This is a genomic window from Piezobacter thermophilus (genome assembly GCF_055386745.1).
Genome location: NZ_AP042380.1, coordinates 1,730,677 through 1,754,172, shown reverse-complemented (window position 1 = coordinate 1,754,172; position 23,496 = coordinate 1,730,677). Strand labels below are relative to the sequence as shown.

Sequence of the window (23,496 nt, the reverse complement as noted above, 5' to 3'; positions counted from 1 at the left end):
GGGCAGGTCAGGCCGACAGGGGAATCATTCGGGCAAGGCCGCGCGGGGTAAAGCCCTCGGCCGCCGCCGCCGCGACCAGCGCCTGCACGCTGGCGGCGTTGTCCGGCAGCAGGACACCGTCGGGTCCGTGCAGGTTGTTTTCGAAGCCGATGCGGACGTTTCCGCCCTGGCGCAGTGCCTCGATCAGGCAGGCGCGTTCGGTCGGGCCGAAGGCGCAGGCGGTCCAGCGCACGGGGGTTTTCAGCCCGGCGCGAAGACGGGCCAGCTGCGCGGGGCGGGCCGGGCGTGGGGGATCGTAGCTGCCGAGAACGAAAAGCACCTCGGGCCGGTCCTCGGCGATGAGTCCGCGCGCGCGCCAGTCTTCGAACCTTGCCACGCATTCGGGCGAATACAGGATGTGCTGGATGCGAGTGCCGCTTTCGCGGGCCAGCGCGTAAAGCCGCGCGGCCAGCGCCGGGTCGCGGGCCATTTCACGCAGCGCGACGCTGGCCCGGGCCGGGCGAAGGGCCTCCAGGCAGGCCAGTTGCGCCGCTACGTCGAAGCGGCCCGCCGATTCGGTGGTGACCTGGACCGCCATGCCCGGTGCAGCCTCGGCAATGGCGGCCATCGCCGCACGATAGCGACCGGGGTCGAGCGAATGCCGCCCCTCTTCGTCGCGCACATGCAGGTGAATGGCGTCGGCGCCTTCGGCCTGGCAGGCGCGGGCGGTTGCGGCAAGCTCGGGCACGGTAATCGGCAGGGCCGGGTGATCGGTCTTGCCGCGTCGGGCGCCGTTCGGGGCCACCATCAGGGAATAGAGTCGTGTCATGTCTGCGTCCTGCCATATCGGGCTGCCGGGGGATGCCGATTGCCGTGGCGGAAATTACATCAAATGGAATTTGATTTCAAAAAGAACATTTGTTATGTATTTGGTCGATCCGGGATCGCTGAATCGGGAAGGCGCGGGATGGACCCGGCATTGAAATCGCGCACGATTGCCAGGCTGAAGGCGGGGATGGAACGGTTTTCGCCGCGGCTGCGGCTGGCGGCCAAGTACATCGTGGACAACCCGGCCGATTTCGGGCTGGACCCGATCCGCGAGACTGCGCGCAAGGCGGGGGTGAGCACCTATACCCTGGTGCGCATCGCCTCGGAGCTGGGTTTCGAAGGGTTCGAAGAGCTGCGCGAGCCGTTTCGCCATGCCCTTGTGGCGACGACCGACCCGGGCGCGCAGGGTCGCTGGCTGGACGATCTGCGGGGGCAGGGAGAGGCGGGGCGGTTCCAGGCCGAGGTGTCGCTCAATTCCCTGTCGATCGTGAAGCGGTCGCTGGAGCGACTTTCTCCGCAGGCGCTGGAGCGGGCGGCCTCGATCCTGCTGTCGGCGCCGTCGGTCTATGTCACCGCCGTGCGGGCAAGCTATGCCATGGCCTATTATTTTCACTATGTGGGGCGCATGGCGGTGCCGTCGCTGAAGCTCATTCCCCGCCACATGGGCAGCGCCATGGATGACCTGAACGAGGCCCGCGCCGGCGATGCGATCCTTGCGATTACCATCACCCCCTATTCGCGCGAAACGATCGAGGCCTGCGAATTTGCGCAGGAACGTGGAATGCGGCTGGTGCTGGTGTCCGATTCCGACATCGTCGCGCCCGAATTGAAACCCGAGGTGGTGATCGTGGTCTCGGCCCTCAGCCAGCATCATTTCGGCTGCTTTTCCGGCGTGGCCGCGGTGCTTGAGGTGCTGCTGGCCCGGCTTGTGGATCGCGGGGGCGAAGCAGCGCGGCAGCGAATCAGGTCGTATGAAACCCTGCGCAGGGAACATAACGTCTACTGGAGCACCACGAAAAAACATTAGTTTTTCGTGCCGGGTGGAATTGTGGGAGTCGGGCGGGGGCGCTGCCCCCGTCGCCCGTGCCGGGCGACTCCCCCGGAGTATTTGGGGCAAGAGGAAGAGGGGTGGGGAAGAAGGTTTCCCCCGGGGTGAATGCGGATTATCACGCGCCCATGAAACTGAGCGATTTCGATTTCGATCTGCCCGAGGATCTTGTGGCCACCCGGCCGGCGGTGCCGCGCACGGCGGCGCGGCTGCTGGTGGCCGAGGGCGCGCGGATCATGGATTCGCGTGTGGCCGATCTGGCCTGCTGGCTGCGTCCGGGCGACCGGCTGGTGCTGAATGACACGCGGGTGATTCCGGCGCGTCTGAACGGTTTGCGGCGACGGAGCGGGGCGCACGGGGAAACCGCGGCGCGGATCGAGGTGACGCTGCTCGCTCCGCGCCCGGCCGGCACATGGGGCGCGCTGCTCAAGCCGTTGAAGAAGGTGCGGGTCGGCGAAGAAATCGAATTCGCCGCCGGGTTGCGGGCCGAACTGGTGGCGAAGGGCGAGGGGCAGGGGGAGCTGCGCTTCAACCTCGAGGGGGCGGCCTTCGACGAGGCCTTGTCGCGAGCCGGGTCTATGCCGCTGCCGCCCTATATCGCCGCGCGTCGGGCTGCGGATGAGCGCGACCGCGTGGATTACCAGACCGTGTTTGCCCGCAATCCGGGGGCGGTGGCGGCCCCCACTGCCTCGCTGCATTTCGACGAGGCGCTGCTGGAGCGGTTGCGTGCCCATGGCGTGGCTTTCACCCACGTCACCCTGCATGTGGGGGCGGGCACCTTTCTGCCGGTCAAGGTCGAGGATGTCACCCGCCACCGGATGCATGCCGAATGGGGACGGGTCAGCGCCGCCGCCGCCGCCGAGATCGCCGCCACGAAGGCGGCGGGCGGGCGGGTCATTCCGGTAGGCACCACCGCGCTGCGGCTGATCGAGAGTGCCGCCCGCGGCGGCGCCATCGCCCCGTGGGAGGGCGAGACCGACATCTTCATCTATCCCGGTTTCGAGTTTCGCGTGACCGATGCGCTGATGACCAATTTCCACCTGCCGAAATCGACCCTGATGATGCTGGTTTCGGCGCTGATGGGGCGGGAGCGGATCATGCGGATCTACGATCACGCGGTGCGTGCGCGCTATCGGTTCTTTTCCTATGGCGATGCCTCGCTGCTGATCCCTTCTGTGGCCGGGGACGGCTGAAATCCGCCCGACGGTCGCTTTGCGACCCCCCGGTGTCGTGGACGGGCGGGCCGGGTGGCGCCCCGATCGGTCAGGAAACGCCTTGCCTGGTCGTTCGGAAAGGAGAGTCCCGATGTTGCAGGTTCTGAGCAGTGTCTGGGCGCTTCTGCTCGGCATCGGTCTGCTGATGGTCGGCAACGGCCTTCAGGTCACGCTTCTGGGCGTTCGGGGCGGAATCGAGGGTTTCACCACGCTCGAGATGTCGGTGGTGATGTCCGCCTATTTCCTGGGCTTTCTGGGCGGCTCGCGCATGGCGCCCGAGATGATCCGCCGGGTGGGGCATGTACGCGTCTTTGCCGCGCTGGCCTCGTTCATCTCGGCGGTGATGGTGCTGTATCCGCTGATCGCCCACCCGGCGGTATGGGTGCTGGGCCGGGTGGCGATCGGGTTCTGCTTCTCGGGGGTCTACGTGACCGCCGAAAGCTGGCTCAACAATGCCGCCAGCAACGACAACCGCGGCAAGGCGCTGTCGCTTTACATGATCGTGCAGGTTCTGGGCATCGTCACCGCGCAGGCGCTGGTGATGACCGGCGACCCGTCCGGCTACCAGAGTTTCGTGATCGCCTCGATCATCATATCGATCTCGTTCGGGCCGATCCTGCTTTCGATCAGCCCGACGCCGCCCTTCGAGACGGTCAAGCCGATGACGCTGCGCCAGATCATGGCGGTGTCTCCGCTGGGCTTTGTCGGCATGTTCCTGCTGGGCGGCGTGTTCTCGGCCCAGTTCGGCATGAGCGCCGTCTACGGCGCCGAGGCCGGGCTGACGCTGGCCCAGCTGTCGGTTTTCGTCGCCACCTTCTATGTGGGCGCGTTGGTGCTGCAATACCCGCTGGGCTGGATTTCCGACCGGATGGACCGGCGCCTGCTGATCCTTGCGGTGGCGGCCGTGGGCGGGGCGGGCGGTGTCACGGGGATGCTGATGGGCGGTCAGTATGGGGCGCTCCTGGCCGCCGCCTTTCTGCTGGGAGGGATGTCGAACCCGCTCTATTCCCTGCTGATCGCCTATACCAACGACTATCTGGAGCCCGATGACATGGCGGCGGCCTCGGGCGGGCTGGTCTTCATCAACGGGCTGGGCGCCATTGCCGGCCCGCTGATCACCGGATGGCTGATGGACGACGCGGTGTTCGGCCCGGCCGGGTATTTCCTGTTCATGACGGTGCTGCTGTTCGCCCTGACTGCCTATGGTCTCTATCGCATGACCCGGCGCGCGGCGGTTCCGGTCGAGGATACCGGCACCATGGCGCCGGTCTATCCCACCGCCTCGCCGGTGGCCGTCGAGCTGGTGCAGGAATACGCGCTTGAGGCCGACATGGCCGGCGGGGGCTCTGCCCCCGCACCCCCGGAGTATTTGGGGCAAGAGGAAGAGGCGGAAGAGCGCAGCGGGTGAGGCAGGGCGAACACGATCCGGACGATGTTACGAAGCCGTCGCAATTTGTGACTGTCATTTCGAGACCGGGCGTACATATGCTTTTTCAACCTGGGGCATGAGGTCGCAACCGGAGAAGGGGTCATGGACGGACCGGACGAGATATTGGAATTCTGGCTGGACGAGGTCGGGCAGGCGGGCTGGTATGCTGTCGATGGCGACCTTGACCGGAGGATGAGGGAACGGTTTCTCGCCACCTGGGAGCAGGCCTGCGAGGGGCGGTTTTCGCGGTGGCTGACCTGGCCGGCCGGAACGCTGGCCTACATCATCCTGACCGATCAGTTTCCGCGCAACATGTTCCGGGGCGAGGCGCGGGCCTTTGCCTCGGACCGCGCAGCGCTGGCCGCGGCCAAGGTCGCGATCGGCAGGGGCTGGGACATGCGCATCGACGAACCGGCGCGGCAGTTTTTCTACATGCCGTTGATGCATTCGGAGAACCTGTGCGACCAGGATCGCTGCGTGCGGCTGCTGTTCGAACGGATGCCCGAGACGGGCCATGGCAACCTTCTGCATGCCCGCGCCCATCGCGAGGTGATCCGCCGGTTCGGGCGTTTCCCCTATCGCAACGAGGTTCTGCGCCGCGCGAGCACCGGGCCCGAGGCCGAGTATGTGCGCGAAGGCGGCTACGGCATCACCGTTCGGGAATTGCAGAAGGCGAGTTGAGCCGGAAGAGCGTGATGCCGGCAGTTCCCGGTCAGGACGTCTCGTCCGGGGGCGGGGCCGTGCATTGGCGGATATCCCGGACGGTCCGGGCAAGCCGGTCGGCGGTGGTGCCTAGTGCCGTCTCGATCACGTCCTGGACAATCCGGCCGGGCAGGGCGGCCAGCTCATCCATCCGCGCGCCGTCCCGGTCCAGCCGGCCCTGCATCTGGTCCAGCCTGGCATTCACGGCCTTCAGCGCCCTGTCGCTGACGTTGCCGGTCTGTCCGGCCAGGCGGTCGAGATCGTCGCGCAGCGCCGCGACCTCGCGCGTCATGGTCTGCAGGTCCGCCCGCAAGGGGCCGACGATCGTCAGGTTCTCGGCCAGGTTTCCGACCATCCCGTCCACCGACAGTGTCAGGCGCCACGCAAGAAACAGGCTCAGGACGACCAGAACCAGCGTGGCGTTGACGAAGGCGAGGGCGAGATCCTTGAGCGTCTTGAGCATGTCGATCCTTTTCATCGGCTTGAGTTTCCGGCCGGGCCCGCGCAGCACGCAGGGGAGTCGCGCGGCAGTGCCCGGGTTTTCTATCGCCTCGCGGGGGCGGCGTACAGGATCGGGCCCGTCACGCAGTCCGCTCCTTCAGGGGGGGGGCGATTATCATTGAAGCGGGGGAAGAGATAGTTTAACACTAAACTAGTTTCCGGAAACCACCTGCGCCGAGGGTAGAGACATGGCTGTGCAATCGTTCGATCTGATCATCATCGGCGCCGGGCCGGGGGGATACGTGGCCGCGATCCGGGCTGCCCAACTTGGGTTGAAGACGGCCGTGGTCGAGCGCGAGAACCTCGGCGGCATCTGCCTGAACTGGGGCTGCATCCCCACCAAGGCGCTGCTGCGCTCGGCCGAGGTCTTTCACCTGATGAAGCGGGCCGGGGAGTTCGGCCTGTCGGCCGGGCAGATCGGCTATGATCTCGACGCGGTGGTCAAGCGGTCGCGGGGGGTGGCCAGGCAGCTCAACAGCGGGGTCGGCCATCTGCTGAAGAAGAACAAGGTCACCGTGATCATGGGCGAGGCGACGATCCCCGCCCCCGGCAGGGTCTCGGTGCGCAGCGACAAGGGCGAGCAGGAGTTGACCGCCGGGAGCATCATCATCGCCACCGGCGCCCGGGCGCGCGAACTGCCGGGGTTGGAGGCCGATGGCGATCTGGTCTGGACCTACCGCCATGCCCTGCAGCCGCCGCGGATGCCGAAGAAGCTTCTGGTCATCGGATCGGGTGCCATCGGGATCGAATTCGCGAGTTTCTTCAATACCCTGGGGGCCGAGACAACAGTGGTCGAGGTGCTCGACCGGGTGCTGCCGGTGGAAGATGCCGAGATCAGCGCCTTCGCGAAGAAGGCGTTCACGAAACAGGGCATGAAGATCATGGAGAAGTCCGCGGTCAAGAGGCTCGACCGCGGCAAGGGCCGGGTGACGGCGCATATCGAGACCGGCGGCAAGGTGGTGAAGCAGGATTTCGACACGGTGATTTCGGCGGTGGGCATCGTCGGCAATGTCGAGGGGCTGGGGCTCGAGGCGCTCGGCGTTCGGGTCGACCGGACCCACGTGGTGACCGACGCCTACTGCCGCACCGGGGTCGAGGGGCTTTATGCCATCGGCGACGTGGCCGGCCCGCCCTGGCTGGCGCACAAGGCCAGCCACGAAGGGGTGATGGTGGCCGAGCTGGTCGCCGGCCGCGAGGTTCACCCGGTCCGGCCCGAAACCATCCCCGGCTGCACCTACTGCCACCCGCAGGTGGCCAGCGTCGGCCTGACCGAAGCGGCGGCGAAGGCGGCCGGGCACGAGGTGCGCGTCGGTCGTTTTCCCTTCATCGGCAACGGCAAGGCGATTGCGCTTGGCGAGGCCGAAGGTCTGGTCAAGACCGTGTTCGACGCGAAGACGGGGGAATTGCTGGGCGCGCACATGATCGGGGCGGAAGTCACGGAAATAATCCAGGGATTCGTCATCGGCAAAACCCTGGAAACCACCGAGGAAGAACTGATGCACACGGTCTTTCCCCATCCGACTCTGTCCGAGATGATGCATGAAAGCGTGCTTGACGCCTGGGGGCGGGTGATTCACATGTGATCCCCGCGGTGCCGGCGGGGGCGACCCCGGGAATCGTGCCGCCACGGCCGGGTGCGCAGCAGTTCCGTTCGCGCGATCAGGTCTCTCTTGTCTCTCTCTCCGGCCCGGCCTTGCGGGATCTGGCGCTCGGCGGACCACCGACACCTCCGGCAATCACGACTCCGGGCGCGCTGCGCCTCTCGTGCGAGCCTGCCGTCAACTGCGGCTGACCTGCCCCCCAATGGTCCCTCATTCATAACGAGAGTCTGCGGGTTTGGTTTTCATAATCTGCGGTTTCGGTTTGGGCAAGCGCGTCGGGCGCGGAGCCTTTGGGTCGCTCAAGCGTCCGGCGCGCTTGGGCCGGCGTCTGGTTCCCCAGCGATGAGTGGGGCCTGACGTTGTTATAATCATAGCGCCACAGGGCCAGTTTTCGGCGGGCGTCATCGAGAGTATCGAACAGCTCCTCGTTCAGAAGCTCGTCACGCAGGCTGCCATTGAACGACTCGATGAAGGCATTTTGCTGAGGCTTGCCAGGATCGATGTAATGCCAGTCGACGTCATTGTCGTCCGCCCATTTGAGGATCGCCCGACTGGTGAACTCGGTCCCATTGTCAGAAACAATGCTTTCAGGCTTGCCATGGAGGCGGACAAGAGCATCAAGCTCACGTGCCACACGTGCGCCCGAGATGCTGGTGTCGGCAACCAGGCAGAGGTTCTCGCGACAGCAATCGTCGATTACCGCCAGAATGCGGAACCGGCGCGAAGCACCGAACGTGTCGGACACGAAGTCCAGACTCCATCGCTGGTTCGGCCTGATCGCCTCGGGCATTGGCGTCCTCGAGCCTCTGGCGCGCTTGCGCCCGCGCCGCCGTTTCACCGACAACCCTTCTTCGCGATACAGGCGATAGAGTTTCTTGTGGTTCATGATCATTCCCTTGCGTTCGAGCAACACGCCGATCCGTCGGTAACCGAAACGGCGGCGCTTGCCCGCAATCTGCTTCATCGCTTCGCGGATCTCCGGATGGTCCGGCGGGCGTTCGCGCCGGACCGTCTTGGGATCGACACCGACCAGCCTGCAGGCCCGGCGCTGCGAGATGCCATGATCCCGCATCGCCCGCAGCGCTGCATCACGCCGCGCGCTCGGCGTCGTCAGTTCTTTCCCAGGAGATCCTTCAGGACCGCGTTGTCCAGCATCGCATCGGCCAACAGGCGCTTGAGCTTGGCATTCTCGTCCTCAAGCATCTTCAGGCGCTTCACGTCCGAAAGCCCCATGCCGCCGTATTTCGACTTGTACTTGTAGAACGTCGCCGGGCTCAGCCCATGCCGGCGACAAACCTCCACCGTCGGCATTCCGGCCTCCTGTTCCTTGATCATCGCAATGATTTGCGCCTCCGTAAAACGGCTCTTTCGAATTCGTCTGCTCCTTTCTGATCGGGCAGACTCTACTTCAAAATGCGGGCGTTGGCGGGGGGCAGGTCACCGGGGATCGCCACAACCCACATCTGCGCCGAAAAGCCTATACCGCCATCGCGGCCAAGATGGCGCGCACCGTACACGCCGTGGTCACACACGGTGAACCCTATCGCCCCTTTTTTCGAGGGGGTGAGCCCAAGCGGAAGGATCTCTCTCGGTAGAGGCCGTGGAGGCAGCTTGCTGACCTCGTAGATAATGTTCGGACCTTCCGCCTGGGGTTTCGGATCTCGTCTTGAGGACGGTGAGGGCCGCCATATGGCGTACCCTGTGTTTGCTATGGGAGAGACCATTTCTTGACGGCGGAACCCGCTTGGGCAATCATTAACAGGCTGCTGAAAAAGTCCCGGAACTGGAACGGATTTCCTTCGTCCGGTCCTGCTTTGGTGGGCGCCAGGCGGTTTCTGCGGCGGTCATGCCTGCCCAGTGGCGTTTTTCGGCTTCATGCGGCCAGCAAGCGGGGCAGCCGGGTGAGATTGTTGGCGACCAGTGTCAGAATGAACCGGGATCGTACCCGTTCGAGGCCGCGATAGACGCTCTGCGCCATTCCGCCGACGGTTTTCGCCCAGCCGAAGGCCTCCTCGATGCGCTTGCGATGTTTCAGGGACAGCGCATAGCCCTCATGCCGGGTCGTGCGGCCATCGATCGCCGAATGCTGTGCCTTCTGCGCGACATGCGGGGTCACGCAGGCCTGCCGCAGATCGGCGACAAAGCCGGCCACGTCATAGCCCTTGTCCGCACCCAGGGTCAGCCGCCGGGTCGATCCGGGGGAATGGCGGTGGATCATGTCCAGTGCCGCACGCCGTTCGGCGTGGCCGTCCGCCCGGGTCAGATCGCCCTGCACGATCAGGCCCGAGCGGTTCTCCATCATCGCATGCCCCATGAAACACAGCATCGCTCCGGTGCCGGGGGATTTCCGGTAGAGCCGGGCGTCCGGATCGGTGGTCGAGACATGGGTGGCGTTCGAGCGCCTCTTGCCCTTGAAGTCAACCTCGGCGTTGCGGTGGCGGCGATTGTTGCGGGGCATCGGGGCGGTCTCGGCTGAAGGCGTTTCGGATCGGGTTGCGGGAGGAATGTCGGATGCGGGCGGAGCGCCCGGACCCGGATCATCGGGGCCATCGGGCGGGGCGGCCTCGGCCTTGGGCTGGAAACTCTTCATCGAGGCCCAGGCCTTGACCAGCGTGCCGTCGACCGAGAAATGCTCGTCCGACAACAGCGGCACCACCTCGCGGTGGGCCAGGATCGCGGCCATGACCTTGCGCGACATCTCGGCGGTCAGCAGCCGGTCGCGGTTCTTGCTGAACACCGTCGGAACCCACACCGGATCGTCGATCCCGAGGCCAACAAACCAGCGAAACAGCAGGTTGTAGTGCATCTGCTCCATCAACTGCCGCTCGGATCGGACCGAGAACAGGATCTGCAGCAGGCTGGCCCGGATCAGCCGCTCCGGTGCGATCGAGGGTCGGCCGAAATCGGTGTACAGCGCCGCGAAATCGGCATCGAGGCTGGCAAGCGCTTCGTTCACCACCTGACGGATCTTGCGCAGCGGGTGACGCGCCGGGATGCGCTCTTCCAGATCGACATAGCTGAACAGCGACCCGCTCGTCTCGTCCACCCCGCGCATCATCACCCCCTCCGTTGCCCTGAACCAGAGTGAATCATGGTTACAAAACCACGTCGAGAGCTGACTTTTTCAGCAGCCTGCTAGACGAACCGCTCACCCCGGACATCGTTGGCCAAGGGCAATGGGAGATCGAGATCGCGGGCAGACGTCACACGGCAACGGCCTCTTTGCGACCGCTTTTCGATCCTGGTATGGAACGGGTCCGATGCTAAGCCGGGGCTTTGCGCATCCCGGCCGATCCCGACGTGATGGACCGGTTCGTCCGCGTGCCTTCCGCACCGCCTGCCTGTCCGAGGCGCTGGAGAGGTGCGCCGCCTGCGGACGCGGGGTGGTCCACAGCTTTACCACCTGCCACATTCCGGCCCATCCCTCATTCACCGAGCGGGTGCCCTGTACCATGGCGCTGATCGATCTGGAGGAAGGCGTGCGCATGCTGGGCGAGGTCATCGCCGGTGCCCCCATGTCGGTGCGCGCGTGCAGGTGGAATTTGAGCTCCACCCCGACGGCACCAGCCTGCCACGGCGACGGCACGCCTCCGCCACGTTGCCAAGCTCACGCGCCAACTCATGCACGCTCAAGCGCTGCTCCGCAATCTTGGCCGCCGCATCACGCGGCCGACTTTTCCTGACTGTCGATGTACGTCACATTCGTTGTTCTTCCTTCCCATGAATCGCATGGCGAGAAAGTTCAAGAATACACTTCAAGCGTCCCCCTTCGACTTGAAATCCGGAGAATGTTGATTCCATTCCGACATCTCCGATCTCCTTCTCGTCGAAGGCCAGCAGACAACAAATCGCCGCTGGCGTCTGCCTCCGATTTCCAGAGGGGAGTTCATCTTGTCCACCGATATCCGCAACCATGGCCGTGTCCGGGTGGAAGGCAGCTCATCCCATCAGCTCAGTAGCAGCCTGCTAGCTGTCGATCAGCGGGTCGGGCCTGGCGAAGGCCAGCAGCTTGTCCAGATCGGTGATCACCACTTCGTGGCCGTCCACCTGTACCCCGTGATTGCGCAACGTCGAAAAGGCCCGTGAAAGGTTTTCACGGGTCATGCCCAGATACTTGGCGATCCGCTTCTTCTCGAAATCCAGCGGAAAGCGCGCCTGTGCGCCATGGGCGTGGTATTCCTTGACCAGGTAATTGGCGATCCGTTCGCTGGAGGTGCGCAGGCGCAGGTTCTTGGCCCCCTTGATGGCGCCGCGGTAGCACACGGCCAGTTCCGAAACGATCGCCTTGGCGAAATCGGAATCTCGCTCGAAGACGGCGCGAATGTCCTCGGAGGGGATCATCATCACCCGGGATTTCTCCAGCGTCCGGGCCGACATCAGATAGGGGCGGTCCTTGATGGTCGCGGCCAGGATGAAGGTGTCATGCGGGCCCAGCAGCGACAGAGAGGTTTCACGCCCCTGCCACGAGGCGAACATCTCGATGCAGCCCGAGATCACCACGTGCAGGAAATCGGCCGTGTCGCCCTCGGTGATCAGTTCGGCATGGGCGGGGAAGTTCTGCACGTAGGCGCCACGGGTCAGATCGCCGAAGGAAGCCTCGCTGACCTGCGCGAACAGCGGCAGGGCGCGAATCTCTTCTATGTGGCGTGACAGCATGAAAGCCCCCGGCCTCTTTGGTGTGACATTCATCACGGAAGTGAGCAGGCCGTGTCAAGCGCTGTTGCGACCAATGCGGCATCTTGGCTTGAGAACTGCCCAGAGGAGACGCGAAAAATGCTGTAAATGCATAAAAACAAAGGACTTTTTGTCGCGCCTTTGATTTGTGTCAAGATAATCTGGACCTCGGGGCGGTCTGGTCCGCCTCGATCACAGGGGGTCTGCGGATCCCAATTTTCCGGAGGGCAGGTGATGCACGAACTTAATGGTGTGACCCGCAGCGACGAATACCGGGCGTTAGGATTGAGTACGCTCGCGTTTACCGTCTGCTTCGCGGTCTGGACGATTTTTTCCATCATCGGCGTCGAGATCAAGCAGGAGCTGGGCCTGAACGAGACCCAGTTCGGCCTGCTGGTGGCAACGCCCGTTCTGACCGGCTCGATCAGCCGGATCTTCCTTGGCGTCTGGACCGACCAGATCGGCGGCCGCATCATGATGACGATCCAGATGCTGGTCACCGCGATCAGCGTCTGGCTGCTGGCCTCGGTGCAGACCTACACGGTGTTCCTGATGGCCGCCCTGGGCCTGGGGCTTGCCGGCGGGTCGTTCATCATCGGCATCGCCTATGTCTCGCGCTGGTTCCCGGCCGAAAAGCAGGGCACCGCGCTGGGCATCTTCGGGGCCGGCAACGTGGGTGCGGCGGTGACCAACTTCGCCGCCCCCTTCCTGGTGCTGGCCGTGGGCTGGCAGGGCACGGCGAAGATCTACGCCATCGTGCTGGTGGCCATGGCGATCGCCTTCTACATCTTCGCCAAGGACGATCCGGTGGTGGTCGAGCAGCGCAGGACCGGCAAGAAGCCGCCCTCGGCGCGGATGCAGCTCGAGCCGCTGAAGAACATCCAGGTCTGGCGTTTCGCCACCTACTATTTCTTCGTCTTCGGCGCCTTCGTGGCCTTCGCCAGCTTCCTGCCCCGCTACTATGTGGGCGCCTACGGGGTCAGCCTGACCGCCGCCGGCGTGTTTGCGGGCATGTACTCGCTGCCCGGCTCGATCTTCCGGGCTCTGGGCGGGTGGATGTCCGATGTCTGGGGGGCACGCTTCGTGATGTATCTGACCTTCATCGTCTCGCTGGTCGTGCTGTTCATCATGAGCTACCCGCCCACGACCTACATCGTCGAGGGCATTCCCGGCCCCAACGGCGAGCCCCACCTGATCAAGTTCAGCTTCGGCATTCCGCTGTACGTCTTCGTTTTCCTGTCAGTGATCCTGGGCTTCGTGATGAGCCTGGGCAAGGCGGCGGTCTACAAGCACATCCCCGTTTACTACCCGCACCACGTGGGCGCTGTCGGCGGCCTTGTCGGGATGATCGGAGGGCTGGGCGGTTTCGTGCTGCCGATCGCCTTCGGCATCCTGCTTGACGTGTTCCAGGTGTGGTCGATGGTGTTCATGCTGATGTTCGTGATCGTCGCGATCTCGACCATCTGGATGCATCTGGCGATCCGCAGGATGGAGCGGGCCAAGTACCCCGAGCTGCGCGAGGAGACCTTCCTCTCTGACGTCCCGGAGAAGCCGCAGCTCGCGCCCGTCAAGGCAGACAAGTAACCGCGAACCCGGCGGGCCGTGACCCGGCCCGCCCCATTCACTCCAAGACAACACCCCGCTCCAGGAAGGAGAAAGACATTGGGACAAGATCTGCGAAACTGGAATGTCGAGGACGAGAAGTTCTGGAACTCGACAGGCAGGAAGATCGCCACCCGCAACCTGTGGATTTCCATCCCCAGCCTGCTGTGCGGCTTTGCCGTGTGGCTCTACTGGGGGATCATCACCGTGCAGATGATCAACCTCGGATATCCGTTCGAGAAGTCGGAGCTGTTCACGCTGTCGGCAATTGCCGGGCTTTCGGGGGCGACGCTGCGCATTCCCTCCACCTTCTTCATCCGCATCGCGGGGGGGCGCAACACCATCGTGTTCACCACCGCGCTGCTGATCATCCCCGCGCTCGGTACCGGGCTGGCGCTTGAAAACCCCGACACACCGCTGTGGGTGTTCCAGGTGCTGGCGCTGCTGTCGGGCATCGGTGGCGGGAACTTCTCGTCGTCCATGTCCAACATCAGCTTCTTCTTTCCCAAGAAGGTACAGGGCTATGCGCTGGGCATGAATGCGGGCCTGGGCAATTTCGGGGTGACGACCATGCAGGTGCTGATCCCGCTGGTGATGACCTTCGGCCTGTTCGGCGGCGAGGGGCGCGAGTTGATCAACACCTCGGGCACGCTGATCGGCAAGATCCCGGCCGGCACCATCACCTACATCCAGAACGCGGGCTATGTGTGGCTGCTGGCGCTGGTGCCGCTGGTGATCATCGGCTGGTTCGGCATGAACAACATCCGTGACGAGCATGTCTCGCCCGACATTCCGAACCCGATCGGCGCCTTCGGGATCATCTCCGGGATGCTGCTGATCGGCCTGTTCACCGCCGCCTTCGGCCTGTGGCTGATGCTGCCCGAAAGCGTCGGCGGCTCGGGGGTGAACCTGTCGAAATGGATCACCCTGCCGATTGTGATCGCGCTGACGGTGCTGTTTCTCAAGATGATCCCCGGCGCGGTGGGCCAGAACCTCACCCGCCAGTACCGCATCTTCGGAAACAAGCACACCTGGGCGATGACGGTGATCTACACCATGACCTTCGGGTCGTTCATCGGCTACTCGGCCGCGTTTGCGCTGGCCATCAAGGTGGTGTTCGGCTTCCAGCACGTGCTGGTTGACGGGGTGTGGGATCACTCCCAGGTCAACCCAGATGGCCCCTCGGCGCTGATGTTCGCCTGGATGGGTCCGTTCATCGGCGCGCTGATCCGCCCTATTGGCGGCTCCATCGCCGACCGCCTAGGCGGCGCGCGGGTGACCCAGTGGATCTCCATCGTCATGGTCGCCTCGGCCCTGGGCGTGGCATACTTCCTGCAGAAGGCCTACACCTCGGCCACCCCGCAGGACTACTTCCTGCCCTTCATGATCCTGTTCCTGATCCTGTTCGCCGCCACCGGCATCGGCAACGGCTCCACCTTCCGGACCATCGCCGCGGTGTTCGACAAGGAACAGGCCGGCCCGGTGCTGGGCTGGACGGCCGCCGTGGCCGCCTATGGCGCCTTCATCATCCCCAAGGTGATCGGCGAGCAGATCAAGGCCGGCACGCCCGAATATGCGCTTTACGGGCTGGCCGCCTTCTATGCCGTCTGCATCGTCATCAACTGGTGGTTCTACCTGCGCCCCGGCGCCTACGTGAAGAACCCCTGAGCAAGACTTCCGGCCCGGCGCGGGCATCCGCTCGCGCCGGGAGAGACACTGATCGGAGAGAGAAAACATGAGCCATCTTCTGGACCGCCTGAATTTCCTCAAGAGCAACCGCGTCGGGACATTCGCAGACGGCCACGGGCAGGTGACGGCCGAAAACCGTGACTGGGAAGACGTCTACCGCAACCGCTGGCGCCACGACAAGATCGTGCGTTCCACCCACGGGGTGAACTGCACGGGGTCGTGCTCGTGGAAGATCTACGTCAAGTCCGGCATCGTCACCTGGGAGACCCAGCAGACGGACTACCCGCGCACCCGCCCGGGCCTACCCAACCACGAGCCGCGCGGCTGTCAGCGGGGGGCCTCCTACAGCTGGTATCTGTATTCCGCCAACCGGGTGAAGACGCCGCTGATCCGCTCGCAGCTGCTCAAGGCCTGGCGCAAGCTCAGGGCCGAGCATCCCCCCATCGAGGCCTGGAGCAGGCTTCAGGAAGATCCCGCCCTGCGCGCCGGCTACACCAGAACCCGAGGCATGGGCGGCTTCGTGCGCGCCTCCTGGGACGAAGCGACCGAGATCATCGCCGCGGCGAATGCCTACACGGCGAAGACCTGGGGCCCCGACCGGGTATTCGGTTTCTCGCCGATCCCGGCCATGTCGATGGTCTCCTACGCCGCCGGCTCGCGCTATCTGTCGCTTCTGGGCGGCACCTGCATGAGCTTCTACGACTGGTACTGCGACCTGCCGCCGTCCTCGCCGATGACCTGGGGCGAACAGACCGACGTGCCCGAATCGGCCGACTGGTACAATGCCGGCTTCCTGATCCTGTGGGGCTCCAACGTGCCGCAGACCCGCACGCCGGATGCCCATTTCTACACCGAGGCGCGCTACAACGGCACCAAGTCGGCGGTCATCACGCCCGACTACTCGGAGGCCTCCAAGTTTGCCGACATCTGGCTTGCCCCCAAGCAGGGCACCGACGCGGCGCTGGCGCTGGCCATGGGGCACGTGATCCTGCGCGAGTTCCATCTCGACCGGCAGGCGCCCTACTTCCAGGACTACGCCCGCCGTTTCACCGACATGCCGATGCTGGTGCGCCTCGAAGAGAAGGACGGCAAGTTCGTTCCCGGGCGGATGCTGCGGGCCGAGGACTTCGACGACAAGCTCGGCCAGGACAACAACCCCGAATGGAAGACCATCGCCTTCGACCGCGCAACCGGCAATCCGGTGGTGCCCAACGGCTCGGTCGGCTTCCGCTGGGGCGAGGAGGGCAGGTGGAACCTCGAACAGCAGGCCGACGGCAAGGATGTGGAACTGCGCCTTTCGCTGATCCTGGAGGAGGACCGCGACGACGTGGTGGCGGTGGACTTCCCCTATTTCGGCGGCATGGCGCATGAACACTTCACCAGATGCGACCACCCCGAGGTGCTGACCCGCAAGGTGCCGGTGCGCAAGCTCAAGCTGGCCGGCGGCGAGGCCTACGTGGCCACCGTCTTCGACCTGTTCTGCGCCAACTACGGGCTCGACCGTGGCCTGGGCGGCGACTGGGTGGCCAAGTCCTACGACGAGGACATCCCCTTCACCCCGGCCTGGGCCGAGAAGATCACCGGCGTGCCGCGCGACCGGATCATCACCGTGGCGCGCGAATTCGCGCTCAACGCCGAGAAGACGGAAGGGCGCTCGATGGTGATCATCGGGGCGGCGATGAACCACTGGTACCACATGGACATGAACTACCGCGGCGTCATCAACATGCTGGTGATGTGCGGCTGCATCGGCAAGTCCGGCGGCGGCTGGGCGCATTACGTGGGCCAGGAGAAGCTGCGCCCGCAGACCGGCTGGCAGCCGCTGGCCTTCGCGCTGGATTGGGCGCGCCCGCCGCGGCACATGAACTCCACCTCCGCCTGGTATGCCCACACCGATCAGTGGCGCTACGAGACGCTGAGCGCGGGCGAGATCCTCTCTCCCACCGCGCCCGAGGGCGACTGGAAGGATCTCAGCCTGATCGACTACAACATCCGCGCCGAACGGATGGGCTGGCTGCCCAGCGCGCCGCAGCTGAAGACCAACCCGCTGGAGGTGGCGAAGGCGGCGAAGAAGGCGGGCAAGGACATCCCCCAATACGTGGCCGAACAGCTGAAATCGGGCGCCCTCGAGATGTCCTGCGAGGATCCGGACGCGCCCGAGAACTGGCCGCGCAACCTGTTCGTGTGGCGCTCGAACCTGCTGGGCGCCTCGGCCAAGGGGCACGAGTATTTCCTCAAGCACCTGCTGGGCACCGATCACGGCGTGATGGGCAAGGATCTGGGCGAGGAAGGCCGGCAGAAGCCGGTGGAGGCGAAGTGGCATGACGAGGCGCCGCAGGGCAAGCTGGACCTGCTGGTGTGCATCGATTTCCGCATGTCCACCACCGCGGTCTATTCCGACATCGTGCTTCCCACCGCCTCGTGGTACGAGAAGAACGACCTCAACACCTCGGACATGCACCCCTTCATCCACCCGCTGCAGGCGGCCGTGGACCCAGCCTACGAGTCGAAATCCGACTGGGAGATCTTCAAGGCGATCGCCAGGAAGTTTTCCGAGATCGTGCCGGGTTATCTGGGCGAGGAAACCGACATCGTGGCCCTGCCCACGCTGCATGACACGCCGGCCGAGATCGCCCAGCCCGAGGTGCGCGACTGGAAGAAGGGCGAATGTGACCTGATCCCGGGCAGGACCGCGCCCAACTACATCCCCGTCGAGCGCGACTATCCCAACCTCTACAGGCGGTTCACCTCGCTCGGCCCCCTCATGGAGAAGGTGGGCAACGGCGGCAAGGGCATCGCCTGGAACACCGAGACCGAGGTGCACCACCTGAAGGAGCTCAACGGCGTGGTCACCGAGGAAGGCCCCACCAAGGGGCTGGCCCGCATAGAGAGCGACATCGACGCAACGGAGGTGATCCTGATGCTCGCCCCCGAGACCAACGGCGAGGTTGCGGTGAAGGCGTGGGATGCGCTGTCGAAGAACACCGGCATCGATCACACGCATCTGGCCCGGCCCAAGGAAGACGAGAAGATCCGCTTCCGCGACGTGGCCGCGCAGCCGCGCAAGATCATCTCGTCGCCCACCTGGTCGGGGATCGAAAGCGAGGAGGTGTGCTACAATGCCGGCTACACCAACGTGCACGAGCTGATCCCCTGGCGCACCCTCTCGGGCCGCCAGCAGCTGTATCAGGATCATCTGTGGATGCGCGCCTTCGGCGAGCAGTTCTGCACCTGGCGCCCGCCGGTGGACCTCAAGACGATCACCGAGGCGGTCAACGCCTCCGAGCGTGACGGCGAGCCCTACGTTGTGCTCAACTTCATCACCCCGCACCAGAAGTGGGGCATCCACTCCACCTATTCGGACAACCTTCTGATGCTGACGCTCAACCGCGGCGGCCCGGTTGTCTGGATTTCGGAGGTGGATGCGAAGAAGGCCGGCATCCAGGACAACGACTGGATCGAGCTTTACAACACAAATGGGGCGCTGACCGCGCGCGCGGTGGTCTCTCAGCGGGTGAAGGAAGGCATGACGCTGATGTATCATGCCCAGGAGAAGATCGTGAACACGCCGGGCTCCGAGCAGACCGGCAAGCGCGGCGGGATCCACAACTCGGTCACCCGCGCCACCGTCAAACCCACCCACATGATCGGCGCCTACGCGCAGCAGTCCTACGGCTTCAACTACTACGGCACCGTGGGATCGAACCGCGACGAATTCGTCATCGTGCGGAAAATGAAAAAGGTCGACTGGCTCGACCGGCCCGCCAGGAAGGAGGTGTAAGCAAATGAAAGTTCGTGCACAAATCGGCATGGTGCTGAACCTGGACAAGTGTATCGGGTGTCACACCTGTTCGGTCACCTGCAAGAACGTCTGGACGAGCCGCGACGGCGTCGAATATGCGTGGTTCAACAATGTCGAGACGAAGCCCGGCATCGGCTATCCCAAGGACTGGGAAAACCAGAAACGCTGGAACGGCGGCTGGGAGCGCACGCGCTCGGGCAGGCTGCGGCCGAAACAGGGGGCGAAGTGGCGGATCCTGGCCAATATCTTCGCCAACCCGGACCTGCCCGAGATCGACGATTTCTACGAGCCCTTCGATTTCGACTACGACCACCTGAAATCGGCCCCCCAGATGGAGGCCTTCCCCACCGCGCGGCCGCGCTCGAAAGTGTCCGGCCTGCGGATGGAGAAGATCGAATGGGGCCCGAACTGGGAGGAGATCCTGGGCGGCGAATTCGAGAAGCGCTCGCAGGACTACAACTTCGAAGGGGTGCAGAAGGAGATCTACGGCGAGTATGAAAACACCTTCATGATGTACCTGCCCAGGCTGTGCGAGCACTGCCTGAACCCGGCCTGCGCCGCGTCGTGCCCCTCGGGCGCGATCTACAAGCGCGAGGAGGACGGCATCGTCCTGATCGATCAGGAGAAATGCCGCGGCTGGCGGATGTGCGTCTCGGGCTGCCCCTACAAGAAGATCTACTACAACTGGGAAAGCGGCAAATCCGAGAAATGCACCTTCTGCTATCCGCGCATCGAAAGCGGCATGCCGACGGTGTGCTCGGAAACCTGCGTGGGGCGCATCCGCTACCTGGGCGTGATGCTCTATGACGCCGACCGCATCCAGGAAGCAGCCGCGGTGGCCGGCGAGCAGGAGCTTTACGATGCCCAGCTGGGCCTGTTCCTCGATCCCTCCGACCCGGAGGTGATTTCCGCCGCCCGCGAAGAGGGCATCCCCGAAGAGTGGATCGAGGCGGCGAAGAACTCGCCGGTGTGGAAGATGGCGATGGAATGGAAGATCGCCTTCCCGCTGCACCCCGAATACCGCACCCTGCCGATGGTGTGGTACATCCCGCCGCTCTCGCCCATCCAGAACGCCGCCGAAGCCGGCGCCATCGGGGTGGACCGCGACATGCCCGACGTGCGCTCGCTGCGCATCCCGGTGCGCTACCTTGCCAACCTGCTGACTGCCGGCGACGAGGCGCCGATCGTCAGCGCGCTGGAGCGGATGCTGGCCATGCGCGCCTACATGCGCGCGCGCTCGGTGGACGGGGTGGTCGATCTGGAAATCGCCAGGCGCGTGGGGCTCGACCCGCTGCAGATCGACGAGATGTACAGGATCATGTCGCTGGCCGACTACGAGGATCGTTTCGTCGTGCCCACCACCCACCGCGAGGTGGTGGAAGACGCCTACGATCTGCGCGGCGGCTGCGGCTTCACCGACGGCAACCAGTGCTCGGCCGGCTCCTCCGGGGGCAAGCTGTTCGGCTCGCGCACCTTTGTCACCCCCACGGAGGCAATGTCATGATCCGCACATTCAAGGCCCTTTCGGCGCTGCTGAGCTACCCCGAGGCGGAGCTGCAGCAGGCGGTGGGCGAAATCCGCCGCGCGATCGAGGACGAGGCGCTGCTTGCGCCTGCGGCGCGGGCCGCCCTGCAGCCCCTGCTTCACGATCTGGAGCACATGGACCTCTACGATCTGCAGGAGCGCTACGTGCTGCTGTTCGACCGCTCGCGCACGCTCAGCCTCAACCTGTTCGAGCATGTGCACGGCGAAAGCCGCGAGCGCGGCCCGGCCATGGTGGACCTGCTGGAGACCTACCGCGCCGGCGGCTTCGATCTGGCCACCGGCGAGCTCCCGGATCATCTGCCGATCCTGCTGGAGTTCGCGGCCATGCGTCCGCTGGAGGAGGCCCGCGAGCTGCTGGCCGACGCCGGCCACATCATCGCCGCCCTGGCCGAGCGCCTGAAACGGCGCGAAAGCCCCTATGCGGCGGTGATGGCGGCGCTGGCCGAGTTCGCTGGGATCGCGCGCTCTTCCGAACTGGTCCAGCAGTTGCTGAGCGTCGATGACGACGATCCCGAAGATCTGGCCGCGCTCGACGAGGTCTGGCAGGAGGCCGAGGTGGTCTTCGGCCCCGATCCCAACGCCGGGTGCCCGGTCAGCCGCGAGTTGCTGGCAAAGATGGACCCGATCCCCCCAAAAGACACGCCGCTTGCGGCGCCCGCCAAATAGGAGGCGACCCATGAACCAGTTTCTTTTCGGAATCTTCCCCTATATCGCGCTGACGATCCTTGCCGTGGGCTCGATCGCCCGCTACGAGCGCGACCCCTTCACCTGGAAATCCAAATCCAGCCAGCTTCTGCGGCGCAGACAGCTGATGGTGGGCTCGGTCCTGTTCCATGTGGGCGTGCTGGTGATCTTCTTCGGCCACCTGTTCGGCCTGCTGGTGCCGGTGGAGATCTACGAAGCGCTCGGGGTCACGCCCCAGGCCAAGGCGCTGATGGCCGGGATCGGCGGCGGCATCGCCGGGGTGGTCGCGCTGATCGGCGGGCTGATGCTGGCGCACCGCCGGCTGATGGATCCGCGGGTGCGCGCCACCTCCAGCTTCTGGGACACCGCCATCCTGCTGCTGCTGATCCTGCAGCTGATCCTGGGGCTGATCTCGGTGCCGGTCTCGCTGTCCAAGCTGGCCGAGGGCGAGGTGGTGCTGTTCATGAACTGGGCCTTCGGCATCTTCACCTTCGATCCCAAGGCGGCCAGCTATCTTGAGCATGTGAACATCATCTTCAAGCTGCACATCGTGCTGGGGCTGATCATCTTCATCCTCTTCCCCTTCACAAGGCTGGTGCACATGCTTTCAGCTCCGGTGCGCTACCTGTGGCGGCCGTACCAGGTCGTGCGCACGCGCCGCAAGAAGGCCTGAACCGGAAAGGAAATGCCATGGGTGTCCTTTTTCCCGAGGTGACGGTGAACGGCGAGACCATCCCGCATGCCGAGATCGCCGCCGAGGCCCAGCACCATGCGGCCCCGGCGGGCAAGCCGGGGCTGGCCTGGCGGGCCGCGGCCCGGGCGCTGGTGGTGCGCGCGCTGTTGCGCCGCGCCGCCCGCGAGGCGGGTCTTTCACCGGACCCGCGCGATCTCGGCAACGGCAAGGTGGAAACCGGGGAAGACGCGCTGATCCGCGCCTTCCTCGACGAGGCGGTCGAGCCCGCCCCGGTCAGTGACGAGGATTGCGCCCGCCTCTTCGAGGCCCGGCCCGGGCAGTTCCGCTCTCCCGATCTCTACGAGGCCTCGCACATCCTCATCGCCGCCCCGCCCGGCGATGCCACGGCCCGCAAGGCCGCGCGCAATAGCGCGCAGGAAATCCTGCGCAGGCTGCACGATGCGCCCGACGCCTTCGAGCGCGAGGCCCGCCACGCCTCGAATTGCTCCTCCGCCGCCCAGGGCGGGCGACTGGGCCAACTGCGCCCCGGCGACACGGTGCCCGAATTCGAGGCAGTGCTGACGCAGCTGGAAGAGGGCGCCATCTGGCCCGAGCCGGTGGAAAGCCGCTTCGGCTTTCACATCATCCGTCTCGACCACAGGGCCGAGGGGCGGGCGCTGCCCTTCGAGGCGGTGCGCGGAGAGATTCGCGCGGCGCTGGAAAAGGCCGCCTGGGCGCGGGCGGCGCGGGCGCTGGTGGAGGGGCTGGTGGCCGAAGCCGAGATCACCGGCATCGACATGAAGCCCCAGCCAGCCGCCGCCTGATCGGCCGTTGTCGAAAACCAACAGCAGGGCCGGGCGCTTGTCGTCCGGCCCTTGCGCATTCGGGTCGGGGACAAACGAGGTCTGCTCACCGGGCAAAGCCGGGCGGGGCTGTGAAAGCCGGGGTGGAGCCGCCAATATGCCCGGGTCACAGTGGCAGGTCACGCATCATCGGGTTCCGCCCTGCAGGCCGAGACCGAGCATGGCAGCCATGTCTTCCAGAGCGGATTCGGTTTCGGCGACCAGATGGTCCACGATTTCGGAGACCGTGCGCAACTCGTTGAACCAGGCGATGCTCTGGCCGGCGGCCTCGTAGATCAGCGGTTCGATCTGGTGTTCGTTGATGCCGTCGATGATGTCGGCGGTCAGAACCTGCTGCAGGGACATGGGCAGCGGGGCAGGGCCCCGCCGGCCAGCACGATGCTCTCGACCACGGGGCCAGTCACCAGTGACGTGCCCCAGGGCCTCGAAAACCAGCGCGATGTCGAACCCTTTACCGCCAAAGCCGCCATGCTCTTCGTCAAACAGCGCCATGAACACGCCCAGTTCGGCCATCTGTTCCCAGATTTCCCGGTCATAGCCCAGATCGGAGGCGGCAGCCTGATTGCGGCGGGTCAGCGGATATTCCTTCTCCAGGAACCGCGTGATCGAATCCTCCAGCATCCGCCGTTCTTCTGTATGCCTGAAATCCATGTCTCCGCCCC

Annotated in this window: 19 protein-coding genes and 3 pseudogenes; 14 read left to right on the top strand and 8 right to left on the bottom strand. The window is 65.0% G+C overall.

Going from position 1 to position 23,496, the window contains the following annotated elements:
• Positions 1-7 precede the first annotated feature (7 nt).
• The gene (locus ACZ5CM_RS08540; RefSeq protein WP_464637647.1) at positions 8-808 is read right to left on the bottom strand and encodes a beta-keto acid cleavage family enzyme; all 801 of its coding nucleotides are present in this window, start codon (positions 806-808) and stop codon (positions 8-10) included.
• A 138-nt stretch (positions 809-946) separates the two neighbouring features.
• Here ACZ5CM_RS08540 and ACZ5CM_RS08535 point away from each other — a divergent pair, with 138 nt between their 5' ends.
• The 4 genes from ACZ5CM_RS08535 (at position 947) to ACZ5CM_RS08520 (ending at position 5,179) form a co-directional block, all read left to right on the top strand.
• Positions 947-1,834, top strand: a complete 888-nt coding sequence (locus tag ACZ5CM_RS08535; protein ID WP_464637645.1) for a MurR/RpiR family transcriptional regulator — start codon at positions 947-949, stop codon at positions 1,832-1,834.
• A 149-nt stretch (positions 1,835-1,983) separates the two neighbouring features.
• A complete protein-coding gene (queA, locus tag ACZ5CM_RS08530) occupies positions 1,984-3,048 on the top strand; it encodes a tRNA preQ1(34) S-adenosylmethionine ribosyltransferase-isomerase QueA (RefSeq protein WP_464637643.1) in 1,065 nt (354 codons plus the stop codon).
• Positions 3,049-3,160: 112 nt separating this feature from the next.
• Complete coding sequence (locus ACZ5CM_RS08525; RefSeq protein WP_464637641.1) at positions 3,161-4,477, top strand: MFS transporter; 1,317 nt, start codon at positions 3,161-3,163, stop codon at positions 4,475-4,477.
• 123 nt (positions 4,478-4,600) lie between these two features.
• Positions 4,601-5,179 carry a DUF924 family protein gene (locus tag ACZ5CM_RS08520; RefSeq protein WP_464637639.1) on the top strand — a complete coding sequence of 193 codons (579 nt, stop codon included), beginning with the start codon at positions 4,601-4,603 and terminating at the stop codon, positions 5,177-5,179.
• 31 nt (positions 5,180-5,210) lie between these two features.
• On the opposite strand, the gene ACZ5CM_RS08515 is transcribed toward ACZ5CM_RS08520, so the two are convergent.
• A complete protein-coding gene (locus tag ACZ5CM_RS08515; RefSeq protein ID WP_464637637.1) occupies positions 5,211-5,678 on the bottom strand; it encodes a hypothetical protein in 468 nt (155 codons plus the stop codon).
• 211 nt (positions 5,679-5,889) lie between these two features.
• Between ACZ5CM_RS08515 and lpdA the strand changes: the two genes are divergently transcribed.
• Entirely contained in the window at positions 5,890-7,284 is a 1,395-nt protein-coding gene (gene lpdA / locus ACZ5CM_RS08510) for a dihydrolipoyl dehydrogenase (protein WP_464637634.1), read from the top strand.
• Between the two features lie 232 nt (positions 7,285-7,516).
• Here the strand turns inward: lpdA and ACZ5CM_RS08505 are convergent.
• Positions 7,517-8,676 (bottom strand): IS3 family transposase gene (locus ACZ5CM_RS08505; RefSeq protein WP_464642548.1). Its coding sequence is split into 2 segments (ribosomal slippage): positions 7,517-8,427 and positions 8,427-8,676, totalling 1,161 coding nucleotides; the frame shifts between segments, so codons are not numbered across the junction.
• Between the two features lie 62 nt (positions 8,677-8,738).
• Between ACZ5CM_RS08505 and ACZ5CM_RS08500 the strand changes: the two are divergent.
• Positions 8,739-8,897: pseudogene (locus ACZ5CM_RS08500) on the top strand (IS110 family transposase); the annotation flags it as partial.
• 278 nt (positions 8,898-9,175) lie between these two features.
• On the opposite strand, the gene ACZ5CM_RS08495 reads toward ACZ5CM_RS08500, so the two are convergent.
• Positions 9,176-10,357, bottom strand: a complete 1,182-nt coding sequence (locus ACZ5CM_RS08495) for an IS5 family transposase (protein ID WP_464642547.1) — start codon at positions 10,355-10,357, stop codon at positions 9,176-9,178.
• 121 nt (positions 10,358-10,478) lie between these two features.
• Here ACZ5CM_RS08495 and ACZ5CM_RS08490 point away from each other — a divergent pair.
• Positions 10,479-10,814: pseudogene (locus ACZ5CM_RS08490) on the top strand (Zn-ribbon domain-containing OB-fold protein); the annotation flags it as partial.
• Between the two features lie 58 nt (positions 10,815-10,872).
• Here ACZ5CM_RS08490 and ACZ5CM_RS08485 read toward each other — a convergent pair.
• The 3 genes and pseudogenes from ACZ5CM_RS08485 to ACZ5CM_RS08475 form a co-directional block, all read right to left on the bottom strand.
• Positions 10,873-10,980: pseudogene (locus tag ACZ5CM_RS08485) on the bottom strand (IS481 family transposase); the annotation flags it as partial.
• Between the two features lie 18 nt (positions 10,981-10,998).
• Entirely contained in the window at positions 10,999-11,217 is a 219-nt protein-coding gene (locus tag ACZ5CM_RS08480; protein WP_464637632.1) for a hypothetical protein, read from the bottom strand.
• Between the two features lie 51 nt (positions 11,218-11,268).
• Entirely contained in the window at positions 11,269-11,958 is a 690-nt protein-coding gene (locus ACZ5CM_RS08475; protein ID WP_464637630.1) for a cyclic nucleotide-binding domain-containing protein, read from the bottom strand.
• A gap of 252 nt (positions 11,959-12,210) precedes the next feature.
• Here ACZ5CM_RS08475 and ACZ5CM_RS08470 point away from each other — a divergent pair, with 252 nt between their 5' ends.
• From ACZ5CM_RS08470 to ACZ5CM_RS08440, 7 genes are all read left to right on the top strand, one after another.
• On the top strand, positions 12,211-13,560 hold the full coding sequence (locus tag ACZ5CM_RS08470) for an MFS transporter (protein WP_464637628.1): 1,350 nt from the start codon (positions 12,211-12,213) through the stop codon (positions 13,558-13,560).
• A gap of 78 nt (positions 13,561-13,638) precedes the next feature.
• Entirely contained in the window at positions 13,639-15,246 is a 1,608-nt protein-coding gene (locus tag ACZ5CM_RS08465) for an MFS transporter (RefSeq protein WP_464637625.1), read from the top strand.
• A 67-nt stretch (positions 15,247-15,313) separates the two neighbouring features.
• Positions 15,314-19,048, top strand: coding sequence for a nitrate reductase subunit alpha (locus ACZ5CM_RS08460; protein WP_464637622.1), 3,735 nt, complete (start codon positions 15,314-15,316; stop codon positions 19,046-19,048).
• Positions 19,049-19,052: 4 nt separating this feature from the next.
• Positions 19,053-20,573, top strand: coding sequence for a nitrate reductase subunit beta (gene narH, locus ACZ5CM_RS08455; RefSeq protein ID WP_464637619.1), 1,521 nt, complete (start codon positions 19,053-19,055; stop codon positions 20,571-20,573).
• Positions 20,570-21,280 carry a nitrate reductase molybdenum cofactor assembly chaperone gene (narJ, locus tag ACZ5CM_RS08450; protein ID WP_464637616.1) on the top strand — a complete coding sequence of 237 codons (711 nt, stop codon included), beginning with the start codon at positions 20,570-20,572 and terminating at the stop codon, positions 21,278-21,280. Before narH ends, narJ begins: the two co-directional genes overlap by 4 nt.
• 10 nt (positions 21,281-21,290) lie before the next feature.
• The gene (gene narI / locus ACZ5CM_RS08445) at positions 21,291-21,971 is read left to right on the top strand and encodes a respiratory nitrate reductase subunit gamma (RefSeq protein ID WP_464637614.1); all 681 of its coding nucleotides are present in this window, start codon (positions 21,291-21,293) and stop codon (positions 21,969-21,971) included.
• A 17-nt stretch (positions 21,972-21,988) separates the two neighbouring features.
• On the top strand, positions 21,989-22,795 hold the full coding sequence (locus ACZ5CM_RS08440; RefSeq protein WP_464637611.1) for a peptidylprolyl isomerase: 807 nt from the start codon (positions 21,989-21,991) through the stop codon (positions 22,793-22,795).
• Positions 22,796-22,960: 165 nt separating this feature from the next.
• Here ACZ5CM_RS08440 and ACZ5CM_RS08435 read toward each other — a convergent pair whose 3' ends face one another.
• Complete coding sequence (locus tag ACZ5CM_RS08435; protein ID WP_464637608.1) at positions 22,961-23,485, bottom strand: acyl-CoA dehydrogenase family protein; 525 nt, start codon at positions 23,483-23,485, stop codon at positions 22,961-22,963.
• Positions 23,486-23,496 lie beyond the last annotated feature (11 nt).